We start from the raw sequence: 11,138 nt of genomic DNA on the forward strand, positions 1-11,138 counted from the left end.
GCGTCACTCACGCCCCGGCCAGGTCGAATGTTGCATCAGGCGTTAGTGACCGGCTTCTGCTCATTTTTAGTCTGTGTATTTTCCAGCATACGACGAACCGGAACAATAAGCACGATCAGCACCGCAGCGCAAATCAGCAGGGCGACGGAGCAACGCGCGAAGAGGTCCGGCAGCATATCGAGCTGGTCGGCCTTCACATGGCCGCCAATCAGGCCCGCAGCCAGGTTACCCAGCGCGCTCGCACAGAACCACAGCCCCATCATCTGACCGCGCATTCTTTCCGGCGCCAGCAGCGTCATGGTCGCCAGACCGATCGGACTCAGGCACAGCTCGCCCAGCGTCAGCATCAGAATGCTGCCTACCAGCCAGAACGGCGATACGCCCGCCCCGCCGTTATTCAGCACGTTCTGCGCCGCCAGCATCATCAGGCCAAAGCCCGCCGCCGCACACAGAATACCGATAACAAACTTGGTGATGCTGCTCGGGCGAATGTTCATGCTCGCCAGCTTTGGCCATGCCCAGCTGAACACCGGCGCCAGCAGGATGATAAACAGGGCGTTGATCGACTGGAACCATACGGCCGGGATCTCAAAATCGCCGATCATGCGGTTAGTGTAGTCGTTGGCGAACAGGTTGAATGAGGTCGGCTTTTGCTCAAACGCAGACCAGAAGAATGCGGCTGAAACCAGCAGGATAAAGCAGACCAGCAGTCGTGCGCGCTCTTTACGGTTCAGGCCCGCAAAAACAAACAGGTAGATAAAGTAGAGCGCAACAGACGCCGCAATCACGTACACCAGCATGCTGGCTACCGCGACCGGGTTAATCACAATCACGCCCTGAGCGATCAGCGCAACAATAACCACCACGCCTACTGCCAGCGCCAGCAGCCATGCGCCCACGCCGTTTCTCTTCACTACCGGGCTGTTCCAGGTGGAGTCCAGCCCCACTTCGCTGTCGTAGCGTTTCATTGCCGGAACGGCAAACACGCGGAAGATGATCAACGCCACCAGCATCCCGATGCCGCCGATACCAAAGCCCCAGTGCCAGCCGTGGCTTTTAATCAGCCAGCCGGAGATCAGCGGCGCAATGAACGACCCCATATTGATGCCCATATAGAACAGCGAGAAACCGCCGTCACGACGCGCATCGCCTTTTTTATACAGCGTCCCTACCATGACCGAGATACAGGTCTTGAACAGGCCAGAACCGAGCACGATAAACATCAGGCCGATAAAGAACAGGTTGTCGCCCATCACGGCAGAGAGCGCAATCGACAGGTGGCCGAGCGCAATCAGAATCGAGCCGTACCAGACCGCTTTCTGCTGGCCGAGCCAGTTATCCGCCAGCCAGCCGCCAGGCAACGCCGCGAGATACATCGTACCGGCAAAGATACCGACAATCGCGGAGGCGTTTTCACGCGCCAGTCCCATGCCCCCGTCATAGACGGTCGCAGCCATAAACAGGATCAGTAACGGACGGATGCCGTAAAACGAGAAACGTTCCCACATCTCGGTGAAGAACAGCGAACCGAGCGGATAAGGATGGCCGAAGAACGTTCGGCTTTCTTTTTGATTAACAGAGGATTGCATAATTCTCCCGAAAAGGTATGTCGTTGTGCTTATAAACACCGCAATGCACGCCGACCAGTTACGTATCTGGCCGATTTTTTTACATGCGGCGAAGGGTTATTTAACCATTTGATAACCTGGAGCCAGTTTTGTCTAGTACCAACCCCTGGACTTTAAGATGAAAATTCGACAATTGTCTACTTTCTTAGATTTAAAATTGGAAGAAAACGAATAGTCATTGACATCACACAGGGAAACCATCGGCTGGAGCAAAACAAAAAAACCCGCGACAGGCGCGGGTTTTATCAACGTCAGCGACGATTATTTGCTTTTCTTAATGTGCTTAATCAGACGTTTACGCTTACGCATCTGAGTCGGGGTCAGCGTATTGCGCTTATTCGCATACGGGTTTTCCCCTTCTTTAAACTGAATACGGATAGGCGTTCCCATCACGTCCAGCGATTTGCGGAAGTAGTTCATCAGATAGCGCTTGTAAGAGTCCGGCAGGTCTTTCACCTGGTTGCCGTGAATCACCACGATTGGCGGGTTATATCCCCCGGCGTGGGCATATTTCAGCTTCACGCGGCGACCGCGAACCAGCGGCGGCTGGTGATCTTCAACCGCCATAGTCATGATGCGGGTCAGCATGGCGGTGCTGACGCGACGGGTTGAACTGTCATACGCTTCACGTACGGACTCAAACAGGTTGCCCACGCCGCTGCCATGCAGCGCAGAGATAAAGTGTACGCGCGCAAAGTCGATAAAGCCCAGACGGAAGTCCAGCGTCTCTTTCACCTGCTCTTTCACTTCCTGGGTCAGGCCGTCCCATTTATTCACGACGATGACAAGTGAGCGCCCACTATTAAGGATAAAGCCCAGCAGCGACAGATCCTGATCGGAAATCCCTTCGCGCGCATCAATAACCAGCATCACCACGTTGGCATCTTCAATCGCCTGCAACGTTTTAATGACGGAGAATTTTTCTACCGCATCGGTGACTTTCCCACGCTTACGTACGCCTGCGGTATCAATCAGCACGTATTCACGCTCGTCGCGTTCCATCGGAATATAGATACTGTCGCGCGTCGTTCCCGGCATGTCATAGACCACTACGCGGTCTTCACCCAGAATACGGTTAGTCAGTGTGGACTTACCTACGTTCGGACGACCGACAATCGCCAGTTTGATTGGCAGATCCTGAGGGTTGAAGTCATCTTCCGGCTCCTCTTCCCCGTTCTCTTCCGCTGCCAGTTTCGCCCAGTATTCAGCGTCTTCATCCACCTCTTCCTGCGGGGCGACGTCGTCCATCCACGGCAGCAGAACATGCTCCAGCAGGCTGAGCACGCCACGACCGTGAGAAGCTGCAATCGGGTGAATTTCACCCAAACCCAGCGCATAGAAGTCGACAACCGCCTGATCGGGATCGAGCCCGTCAGTTTTGTTTGCCACAAGGAACGTGGGTTTTTCGCGGGAGCGCAGATGTTTGGCGATCGCTTCATCCGCTGGCATCAGGCCAGCACGCGCATCCACCATGAACAGCACAACATCAGCCTCTTCAATCGCCAGCAGCGACTGTTCCGCCATGCGGGTTTCCACACCGTCTTCGGTGCCATCAATACCGCCGGTATCAATACAGATAAACTCGCGGCCTTCAATCTCCGCACGACCGTACTTACGGTCACGAGTCAGACCCGGGAAATCCGCAACCAGCGCATCTCGGGTGCGAGTTAGACGGTTAAATAACGTGGATTTTCCGACGTTAGGGCGCCCGACAAGCGCGACCACAGGTACCATGTTTAAAGCCTCATTTAAAAAATCATCAAACAACGCGCGCGATTTTTGCGCCGTTGTTAAAAACAGTAAAACGGCCCCTGCACCAGGAGCCGTTTTTCAAAGCGTGCGGCCGTGACGATTAACGCGTAATAGAATACAGCGTACCGTCTTTCGCCTGGATCAGCAGTTTGCCATCGGCAGAGACCGGTTCGGTCAGGAAGCCGGAGCTATCCACTTTTTGCTGAGCCACAAAACGACCGTCCTCAACGTTAATCCAGTGCATATAGCCTTCGCTATCGCCTACCACCAGATTGCCATTATACAGCGCAGGCGATGTCAGCAGGCGGTGCAGCAGATCGCTTTGCGTCCACAGCGTCACGCCGCCGTCGGTGGTCAATGCCAGAATACGGTCGTTCTGATCCACCAGGTAGATACGATCGCCGTCAACGATGAAATCATTCACCGAGCCCAGCTCACGTTTCCACATAATCTGACCACTGCGCAGATCCAGCGCCGTCAGGTTACCATTATAAGCCAGCGCGTAAACGACGCCATTGACGATAACCGGCGTGGTATCGACATCGCTCAGACGGTCGATTTCAGTCGAACCGGTCGCCTGGGAAATACGCTGTTGCCAAATCATCTGGCCCTGCTGCATCAGCACGGCGCTGACGCGACCGTTATCACCACCCACAATGGCGGCGCCATACGCGGTAGCCGGAGCGGACTCACCGCGCAGCGAAAGCGACGGCATGTCGAGGTTCACGGTCCATTTGATCGCGCCGTCCGCCTCATTCAGCGCCTGCAACTGACCGTTGCTGGTATGAATAAGCACCAGGCCATCGCTGACAACCGGGCGAGATAACGCTTCACCGGCGACTTTCGTCTGCCATGCCGTCGTACCGTCAGCCGCGTTCAACGCATAAACCTGCGCTTTTTCGCTGCCAACATAGACATGGCCGCCGGAGACCGTTACGCCGCCAGACAGCAACGCAGGCGCTCTGGAGAACCAGCCGTCTTTCTCCGCCAGGTTCACGGACCAGACTTCTTTCCCGTCATCCGCGTTTACCGCTTTTACGGTGCCTTTACGGTCAGCCGCGTAGACCACGTTATCGGCATACGCCGGGTGCAGGTTGGAATAAAACTCGCCGATACCGCTACCTACAGACGTACTCCATGCGGTAGACGGCGTAAACTGGTTTTCCACCGTCGGCAACGGGGACATTTTGACAACATCTTCTTCGCCACTAAACAGTGAACAACCGCTCAATAACGTAACAGAAAGCAGTCCTGGCAGAAGTAATTTACGCAATTGCATCGGGTCCCTCTCAGATGGACAAATTATTGATTTTCATCTGCATCATTTCACTCAGCGCCGGGCTGGCATCGCTTTTCACGCCTGCTTCCCATGCGCTGCGCGCGCCTTGTTTATCGCCTTTGCTCAACAACGCTTCGCCACGCAGATCGGCGACAATCGCAGCCCATCCTTCACCTTTTACGGTATCGAGCGTTTTCAGCGCGGTATCGGCCTGCTTGAGCTGCACCTGAACGCGGGCAAGACGCAGATTAATCACCGCTTTGAGGTTCTCATCGCTGGTGGCCGCCAGTCCTTGCTGTAGCTGGGCTGCGGCTTTCTCAAGTTCATTTTGATCAACAAACTGCTGCGCCAGTTCCATAGAAGCTAACGCGCCGTAGGTATTTTTATTCTCCGTGGCGAATTTCTCCGCAGCGGAGATGCTATCCGGTTTGCCCGCGCTCACCGCGGTCACCGCATTTTGATATGCCAGAGAAGCAGAGCGTGCGGACTCCGTCTGATGACTGGTCCAGTAGCGCCAACCGAGCAGCGCGCCAACCCCTAAAATCACCCCAACAGCCAGCGCTTTGCCATTTTCAGCAAAGAAGCGTTTAATCGCATCAACCTGGTCGTTTTCGTTCTCGTAAATTTCCACGCTGTCCTTCTCCTTAACCCAATAACGTGCGCAAATGTGCGGTCACACTATCCTGTGCGACTGCCGTTTGCTCACCAGAGCGCAAATCCTTCACTACAACGGTGCCGTCAGCCACTTCGGACTCACCCAGCACCAGTGCAACGCGGGCGCCCCATTTATCGGCACGGGCAAACTGTTTCTTAAAGTTGCCGCCGCCGTGGTTAGTCATCAGTTTCACGCCCGGATTTTCATCACGCAGGCGCTCCGCCAGTGTCATCGCCGCAGACTGCGTATCCGCGCCTGAGGCTACCAGGTATATATCGACAACAGGATCGGCATTAAATTCCAGATTAACTGCCTGAACTAACAAAACAAGTCGTTCCAGACCCATCGCAAAGCCCACCGCCGGGGTTGCGCGACCGCCAAGTTGCTCCACCAGACCGTCATAACGACCGCCGGCGCACACCGTGCCCTGAGACCCCAGACTGTTGGTTACCCATTCAAATACGGTGCGGTTGTAGTAATCAAGGCCGCGAACCAGACGCTGGTTGACGGTGTAAGCGATACCCGCCGCTTCCAGCAGTTTGCACAGACCGGCAAAGTGCTCGCGGGAGTCGTCATCCAGATAGTCGCCCAGAGCAGGCGCATCGTTGAGCAGCGCCTGAACGTCCGGGTTCTTGGAATCCAGCACGCGCAGCGGGTTGGTATACATGCGGCGTTTGCAGTCTTCGTCCAGCTTCTCTTTATGCTGTTCAAGGTATGCCACCAGCGCATCACGATAGTTGGCGCGCGCGTCAAGCGAACCGATGGAGTTCAGCTCCAGATTCACATGTTCAGCAATACCCAGCGCACGCCACCAGCGCGCGGTCAGCAGAATCAGCTCCGCATCAATATCCGGCCCTTGCAGACCGAAAGCTTCGACACCCAACTGATGGAACTGACGATAACGCCCTTTCTGCGGACGCTCATGGCGGAACATCGGCCCGATATACCACAAGCGCTGTTCCTGATTGTACAGGAGACCATGTTCGATACCGGCGCGTACGCAACCCGCCGTCCCTTCAGGACGCAACGTCAGGCTGTCGCCATTACGATCCTCAAAGGTGTACATCTCTTTTTCAACCACGTCAGTGACTTCACCGATAGCGCGTTTGAATAACGGGGTCTGCTCTACAATCGGCAAACGGATTTCACTGTAACCGTAGCTGCCGAGCACGTTTTTGAGTGTGCCTTCAATGCGCTGCCAGATGGCGGTTTCGCCAGGCAGATAATCGTTCATGCCGCGAATGGCTTGAATGTTTTTTGCCACGTTTATTCTCTTTCTGAATATAAAAATGAACCCTCAGCGCTTCCCAAACGATACGGGAGCCATGCGGGTTCAATCATACACGGGAAGCGCGCCGCTTCCCATCGCGTTATTATTTTTCAACCTGCTGCACGTCGATTCGACGCGCTTCGTCCATAATGCTGGCCTTCGCGCGGATACGGGCTTCAAGCTGCGTAATCATATCATCGTTGTCGAGTCTGTCTTTACGCACGCCGTCTTCATACAGGCCGCTTTTTTTGTTGCCGCCCGTTACGCCCAGCGTCGAAACCAGCGCTTCGCCCGGCCCGTTCACCACACAGCCGATGATGGAAACGTCCATTGGCGTGATGATGTCTTCAAGGCGTTGTTCCAGCGCGTTGACCGTGCCGATGACGTCGAACTCCTGACGGGAACAGGTTGGGCAAGCGATAAAGTTGATCCCACGCGCACGAATGCGCAGCGATTTCAGAATATCGAAGCCCACTTTAATTTCTTCTACCGGATCGGCCGCCAGAGAGACGCGCAGCGTATCTCCAATGCCTTCCGACAGCAGTAAACCGAGGCCAATCGCCGATTTCACCGCACCGCTGCGCGCGCCGCCCGCTTCGGTGATCCCAAGATGCAACGGTTGTTCGATCTGTTTCGCCAACAGACGATAGGATTCTACCGCGAGGAAAACATCCGAGGCTTTCACGCTGACTTTAAACTGATCGAAGTTCAGGCGATCGAGATGATCCACATGGCGCATCGCCGATTCCAGCAGCGCCTGCGGCGTCGGCTCACCGTATTTTTCCTGTAGATCTTTTTCCAGCGATCCGGCGTTTACGCCGATACGGATGGGGATATTTTTATCGCGGGCGCAGTCGACAACGGTACGAATACGCTCTTCGTTACCGATGTTGCCTGGGTTGATTCGCAGGCAATCCACACCATATTCCGCCACTTTCAGCGCAATGCGATAGTCGAAGTGGATATCAGCAACCAGCGGGACATTAACCTGCTGCTTGATCAGCTTAAACGCCTCTGCGGCATCCATTGTCGGCACGGAGACGCGGACGATATCCGCGCCAACACGTTCCAGCGCTTTAATTTGATTGACCGTCGCTTCCACATCCGTCGTGCGCGTATTGGTCATTGACTGTACGGCGATGGGGGCGCCATCGCCAATCGGCACATTCCCAACGTAAATACGTTTCGATTTTCTACGTTGAATTGGAGCCTGGTTATGCATGAAAAATCTCCCGCGTTGCCCGTCTGTTACTGCGCCGGTGATTGTTCGGCATTAAGGGTCAGACGCGCAACCTGGTTAGTTCTGATAAAACGGCTCAGATCGACAGGTTTTCCTTGATACTGGATCTGTACCGCAGCCGGGGCGCCAATTTTAAGCTTATAAGGCGCCTGACCGGTTAGGTTTAAATTGCCATCTTTACGCTGCATTCCGCTAAACAGTTTTTTACCTGTCGCATCGGTGACTTCCAGCCAGCAATCGGCGGTAAAGTTCATCACCAGCGCGTTCTGATCGACCGCTGACGTAGCCACGCCCGCCTGATCGGTCGGCAATGACGCCGTATCACCCGTCGCGGCAGGCGCCGTGGTTGCGGTATCCACATTCGCCTGAGAAGGCGCAACGACCGCATTCTGCTGAACGTCTGCGGCTGGCGCCGTGGTCGTCGCGGACGCATCCGGCGTCTGCGGCACGGTGTTTGTCGCCGTAGAGTCAACAAGCGCAGTTGGCGCTGGCGTCGAATCCTGGCTTGCGGCTTCGCTGGTGTCCAGCGGTACGCTCTGGGCGCTATCGCCGCCGGCATTCAGTTCAGCAGAAGATTGATCGACCATCGTGGTGAGTTCTTCCTGCTGCGCCTTATGGTTTTGCCACCACCAGGCCCCCGTCAGGCCAACCACCACAAACAGCACCAGCCAGGTGAACGTCATCAACCAGCCATCGCGCTTTTTACGACGCTTACCTAAAGAGAAGCTCTGCATTGGCGCGACTTTGGAAGGACGAACCGGCGCCTGTTTTTCCAGACCGGGCAGCAGTTCTTCTTCAGGGATGTGCACCAGACGCGCATAAGAGCGGATATACCCGCGCAGAAACGTTGAAGCGAGATCGGCCGGGGCCTTATCTTCTTCAATATCGCGTACCGTGGAAACCTTCAGGCAAAGTCGCTCTGCAACCGCCTGCTGGCTGAGTCCGAGTTGTTCACGGGCATTGCGCAGACGAACGCCGGTGGATTGTGCTTCATTTTGGTCGTGCGTGGCTTCAGTATTCATTCGCTACAGCTGCTGGTACGTAAATTGGGGTTCAGGCGCCGGTGAGACACAATGCCCACCCGCACCGCGAAACATCTGGTCAGTTAACCTTAGTTGGACAGTATAAGACTGTCAGGCTACTTATGACAAAACAGCTTAATCCTTAAGGCTAAACTATTGTTGCACCGCTACATACTGCCCTAAAGTTGACAAAAACGCACCGTTAATATTGACCAGATAAGTACAACTTGAGGCATCATTCAACCAACATTGCGCCACTGTACACAAAACACACAATGGCGCAAGCCGTATCAGACCGCCTTAATGTCGATAGCCTCACCTTGCATACGCTTACGCAGAGTACGTTTGGTACGGTCAATCACATCCCCGGCAAGCTGACCACAAGCGGCATCAATATCGTCGCCGCGTGTTTTACGCACAATGGTCGTGAAACCATAGCTCATCAACACCTTAGAAAAACGATCGATGCGGCTGTTGGAACTCCGGCCATACGGCGCGCCCGGGAACGGGTTCCACGGAATCAGGTTAATCTTACACGGCGTATCTTTCAGCAGTTCCGCCAGCTGATGCGCATGTTCCGTTCCATCGTTGATGTGGTCCAGCATGACGTATTCAATTGTGACGCGTCCCTGATTCGCATTGGATTTCTGCAAATAACGGCGAACCGCGTCGAGGAACGTTTCGATGTTGTACTTTCTGTTGATCGGTACAATTTCATCGCGAATTTCATCGTTCGGCGCATGCAAAGAGATCGCCAGCGCAACGTCAATCATGTCGCCCAGTTTATCCAGAGCCGGAACAACGCCTGACGTCGACAGCGTAACGCGGCGTTTAGACAGACCGAAACCGAAATCATCCAGCATGATTTCCATCGCCGGTACAACGTTGGTCAGGTTCAGCAGCGGTTCACCCATGCCCATCATCACCACGTTGGTGATCGGACGTTGCCCGGTGACTTTCGCCGCGCCGACAATTTTCGCCGCACGCCACACCTGGCCGATAATTTCAGAGACGCGCAGGTTACGGTTAAAGCCCTGCTGCGCAGTTGAGCAGAATTTACACTCCAGCGCGCAACCAACCTGCGAAGAGACGCACAGCGTGGCGCGATCGTCTTCCGGGATGTAGACCGTTTCCACGCGCTGATCGCCAACGGCAATCGCCCATTTGATGGTGCCATCTGAAGAACGCTGTTCTTCCACCACCTCTGGCGCGCGGATTTCCGCCACCTCTTTCAGTTTGCCACGTAACACTTTGTTGATGTCGGTCATCTCATCAAAGTTATCGCTGCAATAGTGGTACATCCACTTCATCACCTGATCGGCGCGGAAGGGTTTTTCACCTAATTCTTTAAAAAACTCCCGCATCTGCTGACGGTTCAGATCCAGCAGGTTAATTTTTCCATTTTTATCAGGAACAACCGGGGTGATGATTTCAGACGTGACAATTTGTTCAGACATATTCTATTCCGGCCTCGTTATTACACGTTATGGCCCCTGGAGGGTTGAAAAAAGAAGCGCCCCAGTGAGCGGTGCTCGTCCTGGGGCGCTGCATTGTACAAATTCTATCGCAAGGATGCCACGCCTGCGCGGGACATTAGCGAAAATAATGTGTAAAGGCAGAGCAGCGTCGTAGACCTGATAAGTCGTAGGCCGGGTAAGCATCAGCGCCATCCGGCATTGCGCGACTGCCTGATGGCGACGCAGATGCGTCTTATCAGGCCTACATACTACATCACTGATTTATTAACGAGTGCGCGGGCACACTTCGCCTTCACCAAAGAAATAGGCGATTTCACGCTGAGCGGATTCCAGAGAGTCCGAACCGTGGGTGCCGTTTTCGGTGAAGCTGTCCGCGTAGTCGGCACGCAGGGTGCCCGCCAGCGCGTTAGCCGGGTTGGTTGCGCCCAGCAGGTCGCGGTGACGCTGCACGGCATTTTCGCTTTCCAGTACGGAAACCACGATCGGGCCAGAGGTCATGAACTCGACCAGACCGTCGAAGAACGGCTTACCATCGTGCTCGGCATAGAAACCGCGCGCCTGCTCAACGGTCAGGTGCAGCATTTTCGTACCGACAATTTTGAACCCTGCTGCTTCAAAGCGCGCAAAGATGTTGCCAATAACGTTTTTTGCCACCGCATTTGGTTTGATGATGGAAAAAGTACGTTCAATCGCCATGATTACCTCTGTAATGTGTTCTGCTGTTGTATATATGCTTGTACGACCTGGCGCGGATTATAAAGAGCATCCGGGTTATTGCCTATGGATGAAGGTAACATTTTTTTAAAATAAGATG

General features: G+C 54.5%; 9 protein-coding genes. All 9 read right to left on the reverse strand.

The window, feature by feature from the left end; translation table 11 throughout:
• Positions 1-35 precede the first annotated feature (35 nt).
• The 9 genes from OGX93_RS20030 to ndk all read right to left on the reverse strand — a co-directional run bounded on the left by OGX93_RS20030 (position 36) and on the right by ndk (position 11,020).
• On the reverse strand, positions 36-1,589 hold the full coding sequence (locus tag OGX93_RS20030) for a peptide MFS transporter (RefSeq protein ID WP_012131270.1): 1,554 nt from the start codon (positions 1,587-1,589) through the stop codon (positions 36-38).
• A gap of 300 nt (positions 1,590-1,889) precedes the next feature.
• The gene (der, locus tag OGX93_RS20035; protein WP_047462015.1) at positions 1,890-3,362 is read right to left on the reverse strand and encodes a ribosome biogenesis GTPase Der; all 1,473 of its coding nucleotides are present in this window, start codon (positions 3,360-3,362) and stop codon (positions 1,890-1,892) included.
• Positions 3,363-3,480: 118 nt separating this feature from the next.
• Positions 3,481-4,659, reverse strand: coding sequence for an outer membrane protein assembly factor BamB (gene bamB, locus OGX93_RS20040; protein ID WP_012131268.1), 1,179 nt, complete (start codon positions 4,657-4,659; stop codon positions 3,481-3,483).
• Positions 4,660-4,669: 10 nt separating this feature from the next.
• Positions 4,670-5,290 carry a YfgM family protein gene (locus OGX93_RS20045; RefSeq protein WP_012131267.1) on the reverse strand — a complete coding sequence of 207 codons (621 nt, stop codon included), beginning with the start codon at positions 5,288-5,290 and terminating at the stop codon, positions 4,670-4,672.
• Between the two features lie 13 nt (positions 5,291-5,303).
• Positions 5,304-6,578: a histidine--tRNA ligase gene (hisS, locus tag OGX93_RS20050; protein WP_024130119.1), complete on the reverse strand. Its 1,275-nt coding sequence runs from the start codon at positions 6,576-6,578 to the stop codon at positions 5,304-5,306.
• 109 nt (positions 6,579-6,687) lie between these two features.
• Positions 6,688-7,806 carry a flavodoxin-dependent (E)-4-hydroxy-3-methylbut-2-enyl-diphosphate synthase gene (gene ispG / locus OGX93_RS20055; RefSeq protein ID WP_012131265.1) on the reverse strand — a complete coding sequence of 373 codons (1,119 nt, stop codon included), beginning with the start codon at positions 7,804-7,806 and terminating at the stop codon, positions 6,688-6,690.
• A gap of 26 nt (positions 7,807-7,832) precedes the next feature.
• Positions 7,833-8,846: a cytoskeleton protein RodZ gene (gene rodZ, locus OGX93_RS20060; protein WP_286449843.1), complete on the reverse strand. Its 1,014-nt coding sequence runs from the start codon at positions 8,844-8,846 to the stop codon at positions 7,833-7,835.
• A gap of 290 nt (positions 8,847-9,136) precedes the next feature.
• Positions 9,137-10,303: a dual-specificity RNA methyltransferase RlmN gene (gene rlmN, locus OGX93_RS20065; RefSeq protein ID WP_012131263.1), complete on the reverse strand. Its 1,167-nt coding sequence runs from the start codon at positions 10,301-10,303 to the stop codon at positions 9,137-9,139.
• Between the two features lie 285 nt (positions 10,304-10,588).
• Positions 10,589-11,020 carry a nucleoside-diphosphate kinase gene (gene ndk / locus OGX93_RS20070; protein ID WP_012131261.1) on the reverse strand — a complete coding sequence of 144 codons (432 nt, stop codon included), beginning with the start codon at positions 11,018-11,020 and terminating at the stop codon, positions 10,589-10,591.
• Positions 11,021-11,138 lie beyond the last annotated feature (118 nt).

The organism is Citrobacter sp. CK195, from assembly GCF_030333365.1.
Lineage (GTDB): Bacteria > Pseudomonadota > Gammaproteobacteria > Enterobacterales > Enterobacteriaceae > Citrobacter_B > Citrobacter_B koseri.